The following is a 15,698-nucleotide window of genomic DNA, read 5'->3' on the forward strand; positions in this document are numbered from 1 at the left end:
TCTCTCAAACTATTGCTTCGGAGTGAACGAGCCAGACTCCTGACGAGGCGGAAACTTCTCGTAAGTCGCCATATGTTCTTTCACGATGGCCACCGTCGGGGCGATCACAAACATCCGACGTACAATCCAATCATCGTAGTAAGATGACGTCTCCGGCGCCATTTCGAACGGATCTGCACGCAGGTCAATGAATATGGGTGCCTTGTGAGGGGCCTGGCCCTCGAACCATGCATCGACACCCTCGTTCTGTTGGGTGCTGAAATTGGCCTTGAAACGATTGTGGCGCACCGCGCCTAAGGTGCCGTCGTCAACCCAGGCGAAGTACTCGTTTCTCGGCCAGGCCTCACCTTCGGGTGCTGCGCCCGTCAGATGCGGCAGCAGGTTATAGCCGTCCAGATGCACATTGAAGCTTTTGTCCCCGGCTTGATAGCCATCGAGAAGCTTCTGCTTGATGTCCGGATCACCTGCCGCGGCGACCAGCGTCGGGAACATGTCCTCGAGCGAGAGGATTTCGTTTGAGATCTGCCCCGGCTCGATGTGGCCCGGCCACTTGATCATGAACGGCACCCGGACGCCGCCTTCCCAGGTGGTTGCCTTCTCACCGCGGAAGGGTGAGGTGCCCCCATCGGGCCAGCTGAACTTCTCTGCGCCATTGTCGGTGGTGTAGATGACGATCGTGTTGTCGGCGACGCCCATCTCGTCGAGCTTGTCGAGGAGTTTGCCGACCATTGCGTCGTGTTCCACCATGCCATCGGCGTAAATGCCTAGACCCGTCTTTCCCTGACTTTCTTCCTTGAGATGGGTGAAGATGTGCATGCGCGTGGTGTTGAACCAGACGAACCAAGGCTTGTCGGCATCTTCTTGGCGCTGGATGAAATCTTCCGTCGCGGCAAGAAACTCACTGTCGACGGTTTCCATGCGCTTGCGGTTCAAGGGGCCCGTGTCCTCGATCTGCCCATCTGCCGACGATTTCAGGATACCGCGCGGGCCGAATTGTTCACGGAATTGAGGGTCTTTTGGATAGTCAGGATTTTCCGGCTCCTCTTCAGCATTGAGATGGTAGAGGTTGCCAAAGAACTCGTCGAATCCGTGATTGGTCGGCAGAAATTGATCAAGATCGCCGAGATGGTTTTTGCCAAACTGACCGGTCGCATAACCCAGAGGTTTCAGCATTTCCGCGATGGTTGGATCTTCGGCTTGAAGCCCGATTGGATCCCCCGGCATGCCGATCTTGAGTAGGCCCGTGCGTTTGGGCGACTGGCCGGTGATAAATGCTGCTCGTCCAGCCGTGCAACTCTGCTGACCATAGGCGTCGGTGAAGAGCATGCCATCTTTTGCGATGCTGTCGATGTTGGGCGTCTGATACCCCATCACCCCAAGGTTATAAGCGCTTGTGTTGTACCAGCCGATATCGTCACCCATAATGACGAGAATGTTGGGCTTGTCCGCAGTTGCTGAAGGGGATGTAACCCCCGTATCCTGGGCAAGAGCCGCTGGCGCAAAGACGGTCAACGCAGCCAACAACGCCACGCTGTGAGTGAGATGACTTCCGTTTTGGTGTGATTGCATCGCTTCTTCTGCCTTTTCAGGTTAAGGTTGAGCGGAACAAAGCGCAGCTTGCTTGGCGATAGCCTTCAGAGTCAATCTCGCCGATCTGAAAGATGCGTTTCGTTGGACGCGTTTAGCCGCAAGCAGAACTTCACCTTCCGCATCATCGAGTCCTGCAACGGTCACCCATCTCCGGTGGGAATGCGGCCGCAAGTTAGGGAGCGAGAATTTTCATCGTGAACCCAATGGTGTCCTCGGGCGCAACAGTCTCGTCGTAGAAATTGTACTCGTAGCTCAAGCCGAACTGGACTGGCGTTGTGCCAAAACGCACCAACTTGTTGACCTGTATCCCGAGCGGAAGGCTGACGAACTCGCCCTCATCCCAGTCATAGGTAACCGACATATCGGACGTTCCGACAGACCAGCCTTGGTCTAATGAAACATTTAGGATCGGCTGGATTACTGACAGGTTGACAGGGTCACTTCCAGATTTGCCACCTATGTCGATGAGGTTCTGATTGAACAGGCCCCAGATACCCCAGTCGGCTTGTGCGACAAATCCCGCGGCGGGACCGATTGCCCAACGATCGGCAGTAACTGCATCGGCTCCGAGGGGAAGAAGTGCAACTGCCCCGACGCCGAAACGTCCCCAGTCGCGTTTGAAGGTCGTCAGGTTGAATACGGTCGCATCAGAAAGACCGGTATTCCCAGAGGGGCTGTCGGTGACGTAGGGGAGCGTGAGTCGGAAAATATTGTTCGTGCCGCCCAATGTGTAGGGTATCGCCATGCGAAATTGCATCCGGTTGCCCTGGGCGTCGTCGCGTCCGTGATATTGTCCCGTGTAGAAGTTCTGAAACAGGTAGGCGGTCAGCGATGCAGTTGGGTCGCTGGCGGCCTGCGAAAGGTCTTGTTCACCGCTTTGCGCAAACGCGCCTGTTGCAGTCAGAGCCAGAATGGTGACGGCAGTGCTTGCGCGCCTGAACATAAACTATCTCCTCAATCCATATCCGGAGCACAGGTGTTGCCTGCCGCGCATCCCACACGCGTGAGCCCTGCGAAAAAAAGGTGAACACTCTCTTCGAAAGCATTCACCCCAAGAGTTTCAATCCCCAAAGTACTGCCTGGGACGCTTACTCGATGACGAACTCGGCCGCGTGTTTGTCGATGTATTCGACTGCGCTTTCCTTCGAGTCGGGCAAGTAGAACCGGAACAGCGCGGCGAAGGGCACCGAGGTTTCAAGATTGTTCTTGGCGCCCGGGTTGTTGAAGTTGATGGTGTAGGTGCCATCCTCGTTCGGTTCGGCCTGAGTGTTCGAGATCGCCGAGATGTCCTTGGCCAACCAGCCTTCCTCGTCATAGATCGTGACCGACCAGAAGCCGCCGCGCTCTTCCTGGATCTCTGGCGGGGTGATCGTGACGCTCGACGGCTGGATCTTGCCATCGGTTACCTGGCTTTTGTTGTTGAACGGCCAGTATGCGGCATCAGGAAGGCCGAGACCGCCCCAGCCATAGCCAGTGCCGTAGAGGTGATCCTGCGGACGCGAGGTGTAGGGCGTGCCGTTGACATATCTGGTATGGGTCAAGGCTCCGCCCCTGACATCTTTGACCAATGCGGCGCGGATTTCCTCGGTCTTCTCCAGCGGCAGCACGAAGTCCGGCGTTTCATAGGGCTTCGCGGATTTGGCCTCGATGGTGGCCAGTTTCTGCAGACGCAGCGTTTCTTCGAGCCCGCCCTTTTCCTCGGTCAGGATCGGCACGCGCATGTTCAGATAGACATGGTCGCCGTAGGTCACGTCGTCGGTCGTGATCGTCAGGCTTTCGCCCGCATAGACCACGCCGGCAACGTAGTTCTGCATGTCGATGACCTGGATGATCTGGTAGTGGTTCCCCGGCGGAATGGTAAAGGTCGCGCCTTCGCTGATATCGACCACGGCGCTGGCATAGATGCCGTCCTGGTTTTCACGGATGACCTGCTGAGTTGCGACGCGGCTCAGATCGCTCTGATACGCCCATTCGTTGACCGGCGCCTTGGCAAGGCTGCGCTTGAAATTGAAATCGCTCTCCGAGATCTTGTAGACGTATTCCGGCACCCCGAAATCGGCTGGAGTCGTCACGTCATAGCCCTCCGCGATGTCGGCAAATCCGGGCGTGGTCAGTGCAACCGCTATCGGCGCAGCCAGCATGAAAGATCTGATATTCATATCCTTTTCCTTTGCTTAATCGAAGACATTCACTTCACAGGCTCGATGGTCGGCAGGGGCCAGTCGCCGCTGACGATGGCGTTCTGCGGCCAGTAGGCGCGGATATAGAGCGAGAAGTTTTCGGCCGGTGCGGGCAGCCAGTTGGCCTCTTTCTCGCCGCCGGGGTTCTCGTTCTGCACATAGATCGTCAGGCTGCCGTCCTCGTTGGTGACCAGCGACTTGTTCTTTGTGCCGAGCGAGAAGCGGTTCAGCTCGTTCGGATAGAAGAAGTGCTGTTCATTGTAGAGGGTGAGAGACCAGAACCCGTCCACCGGCGGCAATTGGCCCGCCGGGAATGTCAGGGTATAGGCTTTCGCGCCGTTCAGACGATCACCTGCGCTGTCGAAATCGGCCCCGAAATACATGGTTTCTTCGGGAACGTTCGAGAACATGTTGCCCTTGGCCGTCGCGGTACGCTGGAAGATGTCATAGCCGAAGCGCGCCGAGTTCTTTTGCGTGCGCCAGCCATTCCCAGCATCGACGCCGTTGTTGCGGAACTCGAACATGTAGTCGATGACGCTGGCCTCAGTTTCGACCGCCGCCTTTGTCAGGGCCTCCATCAACTCAGGATTGTCGGCAGCGGCATCCAGAACCTGCCCGATCATGGCATAGAGCCCTTCCTCGCCCGGCAGCGGCGGGGTCTCGGCCAGAACCTCGGGCAACACCTTGAAGAACTCCTCTGGGACCACCCAACGGGTTTCGCCGTCGCCCCCCGCATTGGGGTTCGGGATTTCGGGGGCCTCGGACCAGTCCATGGTCTGCATCTCGCCGGTATATTTCGACAGAGGATAGACCATGACCTGGTCGATCAGCGGCTGGATCGCCTTGCGATCCTCATCTGTGTCATCCATGAAGATCCGCGGAAACACGGCCGCCAGATTGGTTTGCGAGCGGACGACCGCCTTGATACCATCGGGCGTCTCGCCGTTCCAATCAGGTCCGACCAGCAGGTAGTGACCCGGCGCGGTGTCATACTGGATGCCCATTTCGGCAAAGCTGTCGGAACGCTGATCGACCACCTGGTAGACCCAGAACCGATCGCCGAAATCCGGCACCTGCACAACAACCGCATCCTCATCCAGCGCCATGAAACCTGCGCCGTAGACCACGTCCTGGTTCGGTGCGGCGATGAAGCGCTGCTCTGGACGGACATAGTCCGAAAGCATGCCTATCTGGTTCAAGGGAGCCACCGGAAGAACGCCACCAAGAAGTCCGGGATGGGGCGCGGTGGCGAACAGGGTCTGACGGTTGTGCATGTTAACCAGCGGCCAGCCCCAGATATAGGCCATGCGCCCGATCGCTGCGGCATACTCGGCCGAGATCGGCGCCCCGGCCACCGGCATTGGCACGTCGCTTGGCGATTGCGGGGGCGGAACCTGGCCTGCTTCCTGAGCGAAGGCAGGCGACAGCATCGTGGTAATGAGCGCCGATGCAATCAGGGTCTTCATTCTACCGTTCATCCTTGGTCCTCCGGTTGACTGCAAAACGGCTGCCTTGTTCTGGCTGGCCCCTCGCGGATCGCACACGCCCAACGCGAGGGTCATGTTTTTCAAGGAAAGCCTATTCAAAGTTTGTTACAAATAAAATGCGCCGGTGCATTATCCGAGAAGAAAACCGACAATGTCCAAAATCACTCCAATGGGTTGGCTTGCCGCGATGCCGGCCGATTTCCAAAGCGAAGTCATGAAACGCGCTGAACGTCGTCGCGCAGAGGCTGGACAGCCCGTGTATCTGCTGGGCGAAGAGGCGCGTGGGCTTTACGGACTTCTGTCGGGCACCGTCGAGGTCAGTATCTTGTCTACCGTCGGGGGGCATGGCCTGATCTACTTGGCCCGGCGCGGCTGGTGGTTCGGCGCGCTGGAGATCTTTACCACGCGACCGCGCCGTTTTCACATTCAGGCACGCACCGGCTGCGATCTGCTATTCGTCCCCGCGGCGCAGGTCAGGGAGATCTGCGGACTCGCGCCCGACTACTGGGAGCCATTTGCCCGGCTGATGTGCGGCAACTACGAGGCCATGGCCGATGCTGTTGCCATGATGAGGGATGCGTCACCAGACCGGCGCGTCTCCACGGCCCTGTTGATCCTTTACCACCGACAGGCAGAACCAACACCAGTCATCGAGGCCACGCAGCCCGACATCGCCTCGATCGCCAATGTCTCGCTGCGCTCTGCAGCCAGCGCCCTTGCAAAATTGGACGAAGACGGACTCATTCGGCGCGGCTATGGAACGGTGCAAATTCTCGACCCGGTCCGTCTTTCGCGAAATGCCGAAAGGCATGTCGAGTGAGCGGAAATTGGCTAATTAGTCCACACGCTTTGCGCTGCAATGCGAATACCGAACCTGTTGACGACAACAGGACGCGCATGCAGAGCTCGCGGATCAGTCGCCGACCGAGAGGGCCGAATTCCTCGTGACGTTCGACCGTCCCGTCCTGTCGCGCCGCAAGGGCAAAATGCAACTCACCCTCCCGTCCTTCCTCGGTGGCTCCGGCAAATCCGGTGACCGAAAGCGCGAAGCTGGCACCTGAGCGTTGCAAGGCGCCGTCCGCCATTGCAACGGGGACCTCGCGAGAGACGGTGCCGTGTTCGGCAATCAGTTGCGCGTCCACCCCGAGGTAACGGGCTTTCGCATCATCGCTATAGGTGACAAAGCCGCTGTCGAATGCATGTGAAACTCCTTCCACATCGGCCAGAAGGGTTGCGACTGCGCCGCCGGTGCAGCTTTCGGCAGTTGGGATCGACAGATCGCGCCGGGAAATATCTTGCATGATAAGGGCTTCACGCTGGCGAAGTTCGGGCGAGGCTTAAAACCGGTCTGACATGCTGTGCCGCGTCCTCGAAATCGACAGTGACCTTGGATCGGCTGTTGAACCGCTCGATCCGCTGATCTGCTCCCGCGGATGCGAGGAATGCGACCGGCATGACCACAAATGTTGGATCGTCGTGATCGTGGTCAGCGCATGCTTGGCCCTTCGAGTTTTGCGAGGAGGGGAATGCGTGGATCAGCCATTGCCGGGACTGCGTGACGATCTGGATATGATGCGGGTCTTCGTACGACTTGTCTGTGCCGAAGACAGAAGTGCCGAGGCGCTGCTTGATCGATGCTTGCGTCAGGCCATCCGGTTGGCCGAGCGCGGCGAGCTTGCCGACAGCAAGGTCGGGCTGCTGCGCCTGATGTGCGCCGATCCAGATCTGCAATCTCCCAAGATTGTCCCATTCCACGCAGCGCAGGGAAAGGGGTCGGAGGTCTTGCTGGTCGCAATCCGAAGCCTGCCTCTGGCGCAGCGGTTGGCGCTGGTGCTTCTGGATCTGCTTCATCTGGGACCATCTCAGGTTGCACATATCCTGGCGATCGAGCCCTTGGTCCTGGCCCGTCATCGGATCGCGGCACGCGAGGCCTTGCATAATGTGCTGGCAAAATGAGCCGCATTGGGGAACGCGAGGGGCGCGGAAGATGTTCGAGCGACACAGCGATTTTCTGAGGGATGGCGGAACCGGAATGCGCAACTTTGTCGCTCGTAAGTTGAGCTATGGTGCCGCCCTGCAGGACAGCGATCATGCGCGCCTGGACGAGTTGATGCGGCATTGGAAGGCGATGCCGGCCAAGTCCGACATCATCAGTCAGGGCGATGATCCCGAATATGTCCATGCGATCCTTGACGGCATTTCCTGCCGCTACAAGATCCTGCCGGACGGAAGGCGCTCGATCATGGATTTGCTGATCCCGGGCGATTTCTGCGATATGAATATCGCAATCCTTGGCCGGATGGATCACAGCATCGGCACGCTGACGCCCTGCCGCGTCGCCTTTATTTCGCGTTCCGAAATCGAGGATTTGCTGCTCGATTTCCCCCGCATCGCAAGGGCGATGTGGTGGGCCACTTTGGTCGATGAGGCCATTTTGCGCGAATGGCTGGTCAATATGGGACAGCGCCGATCGGATCGGCAAATGGCGCATCTGCTTTGCGAACTCTATCTGCGTTATGCCGCGATCGGCTGGCCCGATAAATTCGCGCTTGCTTTGACGCAAGAGCAGCTTGCCGACACGCTGGGCATCACTGTGGTCCATGCACAGCGCGTCATCGCGGCCCTGCGTCAGGACGGGTTGATCGAGTTGCGCGACCGCCAGATCACCATTCCCGATATTGCGCGGCTGATGGAGTTCTCGGAATTCAATCCCGATTACCTGCATCTGCCGCCGGAAAGCTGACGCCCATGCCCCGCTTTTATTTCGATATCGACGACGGGCTGCGCTTCACTTCGGATGATGACGGGCAGGCCCTGCCGGATCGGGCTGCCGCGCGAAACATGGCAATCTCGGTCTTGCCGCCACTGGCGCGGGATGTGATGCCCGACGGCGATCGTCACGCCGTCTGGGTGGTGATCCGCAACGAGGAAGGTGACGCGATTTTTCGGGCCGTGCTCGAACTCGTCGCCGAATGGCTCGATTGAGCCGCCGCCTTACGTTGAATATTCCCGGGGATTTGCTACTCTTCTCGTAATTGTGATCACCCGAAGGCGAGGTTTTGGGGCACATCCGGCCAGCTTAATGGTTCTTGCGGGTTCAAAGGAAGGCGAGATGACGGGATTGCCAATGCCGGACAAGGATGAAGCACCGCGCCTCGAGCCGGAACTGGACAAGGCATTGTCCGATTTGCTGGAACAGACGCGCAAAGAACCCCTTTCTCCCCGCTTGCAAGAGCTGGCCGATCGCTTGGCCAAAGCCCTTGCCGAGGCGCGGCAGTGAGCGGGCGCGCTATCTGACTCGCAATGGGCGAGGTAGCGCCCACGCGCCGCTCAGCCGGAACCAAGCCGCCGTCTCGACGTTTGCGTCCCTGAGGATGGACAGGGGAGGCTTCTCCATGTTGAAAGACGAGATCGTCGACCAGATACCCGCGCTTCGGGCCTATTCGCGCTGCTTGTGCAGATCATTTTCCCAAGCCGAGGATCTGGTGCAAGAGACGCTGCTGCGCGCCATCGAATATGCAGACAGCTTTCAGCCGGGCACAAATCTGCGGGCTTGGCTCTTTACCATCATGCGCAACCGCTTTTTGACGAATTGCCGTAAATCGGCCCGCGAATTGACCGGAGGCGTCGATTGCGTCTCAGATCAGCCCCGGGTCGAGGCCGGGCAGGAATGGTATATGCAGGCGATCGAGGTGCGACGTGTCCTTCGCGATATGCCCGCCCATTACCGCGATGCGATCGTTCTCGTCGGCGGTTTCGGTGAGAGTTATATCGACGCCGCGCGAATTCTCGATTGCGATATCGGCACCATCAAAAGCCGGGTGAACCGGGCAAGGCGGATCCTGCGCGAGGCCCTCGAGCCTGCTTTGTGAAGTTTGGAACATCGGCGCGGAAGTCAGGTTCTCGACCTCTATTCTGGTGAGGCAACGATGGCAGAGAGTTCCGGATTCTTGACGACAACTTTGCGAGCCGGGCTTTTGGCCGCGCTCGTCTCGGGCTTGGTGCTGGGCGTGGCTGCAATGCTCGCTGGTCACCCATTCTGGATGCCCCTGAATGTCACCACCCAAGCCTTTTTCGGCCCGGAAGTGGCGCTGGTCAGAGGTCTCGACCTGACCCATAGCGGGTTCGGCCTGCTCATCCATGTGGTTTCAAGTCTGTTCTGGGCGGTGATCGCAACATTGCTGTTTCGCGGCATTGGTCACGCTTGGATCGTCGGATTGGGCACCGCCCTTTTGGCGCTTGTCGTCGATTATGGCTTTCTACCGGAATGGATGAGTCCCGGCTGGCATCTCGCCATGCCCTTCATCGGCGTGGTTGCGGGTTTCGTCGGGCTGGGGATAGGTTTGGGACTAGGGCTTTCGCTTGCGGTCAGACCAGCACCCGTGCACCCGGTGCGCTCGGGAGGCCCGGCGCCCGTCGAAAGTGAGACCAATCACGGCGGTCCCGATGCATTGCGGCACCCGGGGCCGAATGTCATCGATCAGCGCCTTCAGCGCATCGATCCAGCCAATCTGGTGACCGAAGATCCCAATCGGCAGGGGCATGGTCCGAACCCGCCGCATAAGGTAACGAACTGAGCGGGCGTAACCTGAGGTTTGGCCCTCGGGAACAATTCCGCTCTTTGCAGGTTCGCAACTCCCACGCTTCACTGCGTATGGAGGAGAGGATGAGCAGACTATTCTCGACAACCGCTCTTATACTGTTGCTTGCAGGCGGCAGCGCCGTGGCACAGACAGCGACGACGCCACCTGCGGCGGATCCCGCCGTCGCGACAGCGCCAATGACCGCGCCAACAATCACAGCGCCCGAAGGCTATATGGCCGACAAAATCGTGTTCAGCGCCGAAAATCTCGACGGTGTGACGGTCTATGACGCGACGGGCGAACGCATCGGCGAGGTCCATGGTCTGGTCTTTGCCAATGGAACCACCGCCGGCATGGGCGTGACCCCTCCGGTCAGTGCGGTCAATCCGGTCTCTGATCCGATAGCCCCGGTGACGACCACCGAACCGACCGGCATGGCAACCACCGCGCCCGCCACCGGTGAGGCCGCCAAGGTCGAAGGCGACAAGATCGGCAATGTCGGCCATGATGCGACGACGATGAGCCCGACCGATGCCGCGACGCCCCCGGCGCAATCGGCCGATGCGATGAGCTCGGCGGATCCGGGCGCGATCACCCAAGCGGTAATTGATGTTGGTGGCTTTCTCGGCATGGGCGAACATCGCGTCGCTATCCCGGTCGAGGAGCTCGTGGCCTATCGCAAGGAAAACGAGTTGCGGATTTATCTGCCCAAGACCCGCGAGCAATTGATGGCCTTGCCCAAATTCGAGGCCGATCCTGCCTAAAGCATCATTGCGGGCCGCCTCAATTTCGACCCGCAATTTACCGCGCCATGTCATTCAACCGGGCGGGTGGAAGGGCTGAGTAATAAGCCGCCAACGCCTCGATATCCGTGTCATCCAATGCTCGGGCCGCGTGATGCATCAATTCCGCCATTCGTCCGCCGCCTCTTGCGCTTTCCCGCCAGAGAATGAGTTGGTCGCGCAGATAGCGCTTGGACTGGCCGGAAATCGACGGAAAGGCCTCGTTCAGCGGCGCTTGCCATGGTCCGTGGCAGGCATGACAGGACGGGATTTCCGGCGTCCCTTGAGTTGCCAGTTCCGGGCCGGGGCCAGTTTGCGGACTCGCTACACGCTCTGACTTGGGGGGCGGAAAGCTCTTCGCCAGTCGCAGAATCGCTTGATCGTCCAGCCCAGCGGCGGCCTCGGCCATGATGCCACTGTCGCGGCTTCCGTCGCTATAGGCGTGCAGACTGGCGGCAATATAGGCCGGAGAGAGGATGTCGAGGCGTGGGACAAACGGGTTCTCAGAGCGTCCTTCCGTTCCATGGCACATCGTGCAGGATCCCACGGCCTCATCGCTGACGAGGTCGCGGTAGTCTTGCGCTGACAAATTCGTCGCGACGCGCAGGAAGGCGACCACCGGCCAGACATCATCTTGTCGCCGCGCCGGCCAAGCGGGCATTCCGGTCATCTTCACTCCTTGATGGATGATCCAGTGCAATTCGGAAGGGCTCCAATCCTGAGCCATATCTGCATGTCCGGCGTCAGGGCCTATGGGACAGATTTGGTTGATTGATGATGGGAGGGTTTCTGGCACATCGTAGCTTTCAAGGAGCGAAGATGAGCAAGAAACCCGTTGATCAGAAAGTCGCCGCCGATCGCGCGGTGAGAGACATTCGCCGTGCGACGCGAAAGGTCCATTCGGCGGAGGAAAAGATCAGGATCGTCCTGGCCGGTTTGCGCGGCGAGGACAGCATTGCCGAGCTGTGCCGGCGCGAGGGGATCGCCCAGAGCGTCTATTTCAGCTGGTCGAAGGAGTTCCTCGAGGCTGGGAAGAGGCGTCTGGCGGGAGACACCGCCCGGCAGGCCAACAGCGCCGAGGTGAAGGACCTGCGGGCCGAGACCGCAGCGCTGAAGGAAGTCGTCGCGGATCTCACGCTCGAGAACCGATTGCTAAAAAACCGTCCCGGGCCTCTGCCCGCCTGTGCGCGGTATAAACAGCCTGTGCTATGCTACGCCCGAAGGGCAGATGCCGACTGCTTATTGGTGGACTGGACCCCGTTAAAAAACGTGGCACATGGGCCGATGCGCACTTGAGAGTGGTGACGCCGCCATCGCGGCGATCCCGGTTAGGAAGATGACGAACTTGCATGGCCCACGCCCTTCGCCTGGAACGGAGGAGATGCCATGACGAAGCGCAAATCCGGTGGCCACCCGGACCTGAAGATGGTCAATCCCAATGCGGCCGCGATCGATATCGGCTCGACGATGCACATGGCGGCTGTGAACCCTGACACCGACATCATGCCAGTGCGTGCCTTTGGAACATTCACCCAGGATTTGCACGACCTTGCCGACTGGTTCCGGTCGTGCGGTGTCACCAGCGTGGCCATGGAATCGACCGGCGTTTACTGGATACCGGCCTTCGAAATCTTGGAAGCGAATGGCTTCGAGGTCATCCTCGTGAATGCCCGCTACGCCAAGAATGTGCCAGGCCGCAAAACCGACGTCAGCGATGCCGGATGGCTGCGCCAGCTGCATTCCTATGCTTTGCTACGTGGCAGCTTCCACCCCGAAGCCGAGATCGCCACTCTGCGCGCTTATATGCGCCAACGCGAACGTCTGACAGAGTATGCAGCCGCTCACATCCAGCACATGCAGAAGGCGCTGATGGAGATGAACCTGCAATTGCATCATGTGGTGTCGGACATCACAGGCGCAACGGGCATGCTGATCATCCGTGCCATCGTCGGTGGAGAGCGTGATCCCGAAGTTCTTGCCGCCTTCCGGGATGTCCGCTGCAAGTCATCGATGGGCACGATCAAAGCCGCGCTGGTCGGTAATGATCGCCCGGAGCATGTCTTTGCTTGTTGATTTCCACCCAGAACTGACCCGGGTTGGCACGTAATTTCCATTGAGATTTGACCCATGTGACCCTTCCCCAACGCGATGAGCGGCGGGGGTAACGGAGTGATCCACATGGGACTTTTGAATGTCATCCGGCGGATGGCGCTGCGTGAGAAGCTGCCGATCCGCGAGATAGCCCGCCGGACCGGGCTATCTCGGAACACCATCAAGAAGTATCTGAACGCGGGCACGATCGAGCCGAAGTTCTCGGTGCCCGAGCGCCCGAGCAAGCTCGATCCGTTCGCCGAGAAGCTCGCGGCTTGGCTGAAGACCGAGACGACCAAGTCGCGCAAGCAGCGCCGGACCTTGAAGCAACTCCACGCCGATCTGGTCGCGCTCGGCTATACCGGCTCCTACAATCGCGTCGCCGCCTTTGCCCGGGACTGGCGCGCCGAGGGCGATCTGTCGCAACACGAAGCCAACGGCATTCATATTTTTCACAGCGCGACCAAGAACGTGCTCGTCGGTATCCAAATTCTTGATCCCGACCTGGCCTTTTACGACAGATATAGCTCGCAATACGAAATGGGGCCGGTCGGCAGCACAGCACAGGCCAGTTTTGTTAAGGATAAGGACGTGGAATGGACGGCGGCTGCGCCAAGACGGCTGGAATACTCGTAAATGCTCACCGCAATCCTAAACGTGGAACCAGTACGCTAAATCAACAAACCTTGGATGGAGATGATGGCGCGACTTGGAATCGTAAAGGGCGAGAAATTCGGACCCGATGAACGCTAGCAGAAGATCCTTCTGTAAGGTGCGGCGCTTGGCGAACTGATGACGCGCAACCTGCAAGTCAATCGCCGCTACGCCGAGGCCCGGGGAGCGAAACTCCTGCTACAAGCGCTTCGATTTCGTCACCACGCAGGAAACCGACAACCACATGAAGACCGCCGATGATGACGGTTGGTTCGTCTACTTCCGTCTCTACGGGCCCTAGAAAGCATTCTTTGACAAGAGCTTCAGCCTCGCGGACTTCGAACTCGTCAAGTGACGTGAGTTAGCCACCAACATCGTTAAAGGATCGGCCAGAAGAACGGATGATCTCTTTGCCTAGCTTGCCGATCCCGCAGACTTCATACCCATGCTGCCATAACTGAGCATTGCTCAAGGCGCTCGAGGTTGCGGTGCGGGTCGGCGAGGCTCTGCAACAATTCGATCGAACTCCTCTCCCTCGAAGCACCAATTGCGCTATGAACGGATCACTAAGGGGAGGGGCAAAAACATTGCGCAACAAGGTCACGCTATCTGATGTCGCGAAAGTCGCTGGCGTATCGCGGGCAACAGTGTCGCTTGTGATCCGCAAGTCGCCTCTGGTGGCAGAGGCGACGCGCGCGAAGGTTTCCCGCGTGATGGCCGATCTAGACTATGTCCGCGACATCGGCGCTGCGCGTTTGCGCGACAAGCATTCGCACACGGTAGGGGTCGTGGTGCCGAACCTCGTGAACTCGTTTTTCACCGAGTTTCTCTCGGGTGTCGAGCAGGTCATGGGCGAAAGTGACCGCGTGGTCTTGCTGGCGAATAGCCATGACGATCCGGTCCGGCAGGCTGAGATCCTGCGGCGCTTTCGCGGTCATGGCGTGGATGGGGTCATCCTTTGCCCGGCGCAGGAGACAAGTCCCGAATTGATCGCGCGTCTGGCGCAATGGGACTTGCCGCTCGTGCAATCGCTGCGCGAGATCGGCGATGCGGCCAGCGATTTCGCGGGCGGGGATTACATTTCTGCAGTGGATCTCGCTATCCGTCACCTTGTCGATCAGGGCCATCAGCGGATCGCCTTTCTGTCGGTATGTGCCCGAACCTCGGCGCGGATCGAGCGGCTCGAGGGCTTCGCCCGCGCCCTTGCCCAAACCGGCGCTCAGGATGCCGGGATCGTCGATGCCGAGTTGACCTGGGAGGGGGCGGCGCGTTCCGCGAAGCAAATCCTTGCGCTGGCGAGCAAGCCGACGGCGGTTCTGTGCTTCAATGACGTTCTCGCCGCCGGTCTGATGGTTGGGCTGCGCCGCGCCGGAGTCATTCCGGGGCGCGATATCGCCGTGGTTGGGCTCGACGATTTGCCGCTCGCCGAACTGACTTATCCACCGCTAAGCAGCGTCGCCATGAGCCCCGACGCGATCGGTGCGGCAGCGGCACGGCTTTTGGCCCGCCGCATCGCCGACCCGACGGCCGCGATACAGCGCAGCATTGTCGCACCGAATTTACAGATGCGAGGAAGCAGCGCTCGAATCATTTGACTCGTTTCAAACCATCAATTTAGATCGTTCTAAATCGGAAGAAATGAACATCCGCAGGGGAGGGCAGATGTATCAATTCAACTTCCAGCCCATTTTCGAACATCTCGACCTGCTCGCGCACGGGGCATGGCTGACCGTGCGGCTGTCGATCATGGCGATGGTGCTGGGGCTGATCGTTTCGGTTCTGGGCGCGGTCGCCAAGACCTCGGGCATTCGTGCGCTGCGCTGGCTCGTCGATATCTATGTCGAGGTGATCCGCAACACGCCCTTCCTGATCCAGATCTTCTTCATCTTCTTCGGCCTTCCGGCGATCGGCATCGCGATGTCGCCGAATACCGCGGCGCTAGTCGCGCTGGTCGTCAATGTCGGAGCTTACGGGACCGAGATCATCCGCGCCGGCATCGAGTCCATCCCCCAAGGCCAGATCGAGGCCGGACGCGCCCTGGCCCTGAGCCCCGCCCAGATCCTGCGCCATGTCGTGCTGAAACCGGCTCTGCGCAACATCTATCCCGCGCTGACCAGTCAATTCATCTATCTGATGCTGACCTCAAGCGTGGTCTCGGTCATCTCGGCCAATGATCTGGCCTCGGCGGGGGCGGATCTGAACGCCAAGACCTTCGCCAGTTTCGAGGTCTATCTGGTCCTGACCATTATGTATTTCCTGCTGGCTGCGGGCTTTTCGGCGATGTTCGCCGCGATCCGCCGCGCTTTCCTCTCCTACCCCGCGAGCCGCTGA

The 15,698-nt window shown here is 59.4% G+C and carries 17 protein-coding genes and 3 pseudogenes; 13 read left to right on the forward strand and 7 right to left on the reverse strand.

Features of this window, described 5'->3' with window-relative positions:
* Positions 1-9 precede the first annotated feature (9 nt).
* From RGQ15_RS21810 to RGQ15_RS21825, 4 genes are all read right to left on the reverse strand, one after another.
* Positions 10-1,569: an arylsulfatase gene (locus RGQ15_RS21810; protein ID WP_311163014.1), complete on the reverse strand. Its 1,560-nt coding sequence runs from the start codon at positions 1,567-1,569 to the stop codon at positions 10-12.
* Positions 1,570-1,762: 193 nt separating this feature from the next.
* Positions 1,763-2,533 (reverse strand): hypothetical protein, encoded by a 771-nt coding sequence (locus tag RGQ15_RS21815; RefSeq protein ID WP_311163015.1) that lies wholly within the window; start codon positions 2,531-2,533, stop codon positions 1,763-1,765.
* Between the two features lie 145 nt (positions 2,534-2,678).
* Positions 2,679-3,749, reverse strand: coding sequence for a DUF1214 domain-containing protein (locus RGQ15_RS21820; protein WP_311163016.1), 1,071 nt, complete (start codon positions 3,747-3,749; stop codon positions 2,679-2,681).
* Positions 3,750-3,778: 29 nt separating this feature from the next.
* Positions 3,779-5,236, reverse strand: a complete 1,458-nt coding sequence (locus tag RGQ15_RS21825; protein WP_311163017.1) for a DUF1254 domain-containing protein — start codon at positions 5,234-5,236, stop codon at positions 3,779-3,781.
* Between the two features lie 172 nt (positions 5,237-5,408).
* On the opposite strand from RGQ15_RS21825, the gene RGQ15_RS21830 reads away from it, so the two are divergent.
* A complete protein-coding gene (locus RGQ15_RS21830; RefSeq protein WP_311163018.1) occupies positions 5,409-6,077 on the forward strand; it encodes a Crp/Fnr family transcriptional regulator in 669 nt (222 codons plus the stop codon).
* Here RGQ15_RS21830 and RGQ15_RS21835 read toward each other — a convergent pair.
* Together RGQ15_RS21835 and RGQ15_RS21840 are read right to left on the reverse strand one after the other, a co-directional pair.
* A complete protein-coding gene (locus RGQ15_RS21835) occupies positions 5,998-6,558 on the reverse strand; it encodes a CinA family protein (RefSeq protein WP_311163019.1) in 561 nt (186 codons plus the stop codon). The two genes, RGQ15_RS21830 and RGQ15_RS21835, sit on opposite strands and share 80 nt — an antisense overlap.
* A 10-nt stretch (positions 6,559-6,568) precedes the next feature.
* Positions 6,569-6,988, reverse strand: coding sequence for a hypothetical protein (locus tag RGQ15_RS21840; protein WP_311163020.1), 420 nt, complete (start codon positions 6,986-6,988; stop codon positions 6,569-6,571).
* A gap of 51 nt (positions 6,989-7,039) precedes the next feature.
* Here RGQ15_RS21840 and RGQ15_RS21845 point away from each other — a divergent pair, with 51 nt between their 5' ends.
* The 7 genes from RGQ15_RS21845 (at position 7,040) to RGQ15_RS21875 (ending at position 10,604) form a co-directional block, all read left to right on the forward strand.
* Entirely contained in the window at positions 7,040-7,213 is a 174-nt protein-coding gene (locus tag RGQ15_RS21845) for a hypothetical protein (RefSeq protein WP_311163021.1), read from the forward strand.
* Positions 7,214-7,244: 31 nt separating this feature from the next.
* Positions 7,245-8,000, forward strand: coding sequence for a Crp/Fnr family transcriptional regulator (locus tag RGQ15_RS21850; protein WP_311163022.1), 756 nt, complete (start codon positions 7,245-7,247; stop codon positions 7,998-8,000).
* A 5-nt stretch (positions 8,001-8,005) separates the two neighbouring features.
* Complete coding sequence (locus RGQ15_RS21855) at positions 8,006-8,242, forward strand: DUF6894 family protein (RefSeq protein ID WP_155042531.1); 237 nt, start codon at positions 8,006-8,008, stop codon at positions 8,240-8,242.
* Between the two features lie 127 nt (positions 8,243-8,369).
* Positions 8,370-8,537, forward strand: a complete 168-nt coding sequence (locus tag RGQ15_RS21860; protein WP_311163023.1) for a hypothetical protein — start codon at positions 8,370-8,372, stop codon at positions 8,535-8,537.
* A gap of 115 nt (positions 8,538-8,652) precedes the next feature.
* Positions 8,653-9,129: a sigma-70 family RNA polymerase sigma factor gene (locus RGQ15_RS21865; RefSeq protein ID WP_155042533.1), complete on the forward strand. Its 477-nt coding sequence runs from the start codon at positions 8,653-8,655 to the stop codon at positions 9,127-9,129.
* A 57-nt stretch (positions 9,130-9,186) separates the two neighbouring features.
* On the forward strand, positions 9,187-9,834 hold the full coding sequence (locus tag RGQ15_RS21870; protein ID WP_311163024.1) for a hypothetical protein: 648 nt from the start codon (positions 9,187-9,189) through the stop codon (positions 9,832-9,834).
* 89 nt (positions 9,835-9,923) lie between these two features.
* On the forward strand, positions 9,924-10,604 hold the full coding sequence (locus RGQ15_RS21875; protein WP_311163025.1) for a photosystem reaction center protein H: 681 nt from the start codon (positions 9,924-9,926) through the stop codon (positions 10,602-10,604).
* Between the two features lie 37 nt (positions 10,605-10,641).
* Here the strand turns inward: RGQ15_RS21875 and RGQ15_RS21880 are convergent, their stop codons facing one another.
* Positions 10,642-11,292, reverse strand: a complete 651-nt coding sequence (locus RGQ15_RS21880; protein ID WP_311163026.1) for a c-type cytochrome — start codon at positions 11,290-11,292, stop codon at positions 10,642-10,644.
* 149 nt (positions 11,293-11,441) lie between these two features.
* On the opposite strand from RGQ15_RS21880, the pseudogene RGQ15_RS21885 reads away from it, so the two are divergent.
* From RGQ15_RS21885 to RGQ15_RS21905, 5 genes and pseudogenes are all read left to right on the forward strand, one after another.
* Positions 11,442-11,786, forward strand: a pseudogene (locus tag RGQ15_RS21885) (transposase); the annotation flags it as partial.
* A gap of 222 nt (positions 11,787-12,008) precedes the next feature.
* Positions 12,009-12,689, forward strand: a pseudogene (locus RGQ15_RS21890) (IS110 family transposase); the annotation flags it as partial.
* A gap of 111 nt (positions 12,690-12,800) precedes the next feature.
* Positions 12,801-13,124, forward strand: a pseudogene (locus tag RGQ15_RS21895) (helix-turn-helix domain-containing protein); the annotation flags it as partial.
* Positions 13,125-13,954: 830 nt separating this feature from the next.
* Complete coding sequence (locus RGQ15_RS21900) at positions 13,955-14,962, forward strand: LacI family DNA-binding transcriptional regulator (RefSeq protein ID WP_311163029.1); 1,008 nt, start codon at positions 13,955-13,957, stop codon at positions 14,960-14,962.
* A 67-nt stretch (positions 14,963-15,029) separates the two neighbouring features.
* Positions 15,030-15,698 (forward strand): amino acid ABC transporter permease, encoded by a 669-nt coding sequence (locus RGQ15_RS21905; protein ID WP_311163030.1) that lies wholly within the window; start codon positions 15,030-15,032, stop codon positions 15,696-15,698.

This window comes from Paracoccus sp. MBLB3053 (assembly GCF_031822435.1).
Taxonomy (GTDB): domain Bacteria; phylum Pseudomonadota; class Alphaproteobacteria; order Rhodobacterales; family Rhodobacteraceae; genus Paracoccus; species Paracoccus aurantius.

What these genes read in the sequence shown, in the direction of transcription:
- RGQ15_RS21810 (WP_311163014.1), bottom strand. Translation starts at nt 1,569, where the DNA reads ATGCAATCACACCAAAACGGAAGTCATCTCACTCACAGCGTGGCGTTG.
- RGQ15_RS21815 (WP_311163015.1), bottom strand. Translation starts at nt 2,533, where the DNA reads ATGTTCAGGCGCGCAAGCACTGCCGTCACCATTCTGGCTCTGACTGCA.
- RGQ15_RS21820 (WP_311163016.1), bottom strand. Translation starts at nt 3,749, where the DNA reads ATGAATATCAGATCTTTCATGCTGGCTGCGCCGATAGCGGTTGCACTG.
- RGQ15_RS21825 (WP_311163017.1), bottom strand. Translation starts at nt 5,236, where the DNA reads ATGAAGACCCTGATTGCATCGGCGCTCATTACCACGATGCTGTCGCCT.
- RGQ15_RS21830 (WP_311163018.1), top strand. Translation starts at nt 5,409, where the DNA reads ATGTCCAAAATCACTCCAATGGGTTGGCTTGCCGCGATGCCGGCCGAT.
- RGQ15_RS21835 (WP_311163019.1), bottom strand. Translation starts at nt 6,558, where the DNA reads ATGCAAGATATTTCCCGGCGCGATCTGTCGATCCCAACTGCCGAAAGC.
- RGQ15_RS21850 (WP_311163022.1), top strand. Translation starts at nt 7,245, where the DNA reads ATGTTCGAGCGACACAGCGATTTTCTGAGGGATGGCGGAACCGGAATG.
- RGQ15_RS21855 (WP_155042531.1), top strand. Translation starts at nt 8,006, where the DNA reads ATGCCCCGCTTTTATTTCGATATCGACGACGGGCTGCGCTTCACTTCG.
- RGQ15_RS21860 (WP_311163023.1), top strand. Translation starts at nt 8,370, where the DNA reads ATGACGGGATTGCCAATGCCGGACAAGGATGAAGCACCGCGCCTCGAG.
- RGQ15_RS21865 (WP_155042533.1), top strand. Translation starts at nt 8,653, where the DNA reads ATGTTGAAAGACGAGATCGTCGACCAGATACCCGCGCTTCGGGCCTAT.
- RGQ15_RS21870 (WP_311163024.1), top strand. Translation starts at nt 9,187, where the DNA reads ATGGCAGAGAGTTCCGGATTCTTGACGACAACTTTGCGAGCCGGGCTT.
- RGQ15_RS21875 (WP_311163025.1), top strand. Translation starts at nt 9,924, where the DNA reads ATGAGCAGACTATTCTCGACAACCGCTCTTATACTGTTGCTTGCAGGC.
- RGQ15_RS21880 (WP_311163026.1), bottom strand. Translation starts at nt 11,292, where the DNA reads ATGACCGGAATGCCCGCTTGGCCGGCGCGGCGACAAGATGATGTCTGG.
- RGQ15_RS21905 (WP_311163030.1), top strand. Translation starts at nt 15,030, where the DNA reads ATGTATCAATTCAACTTCCAGCCCATTTTCGAACATCTCGACCTGCTC.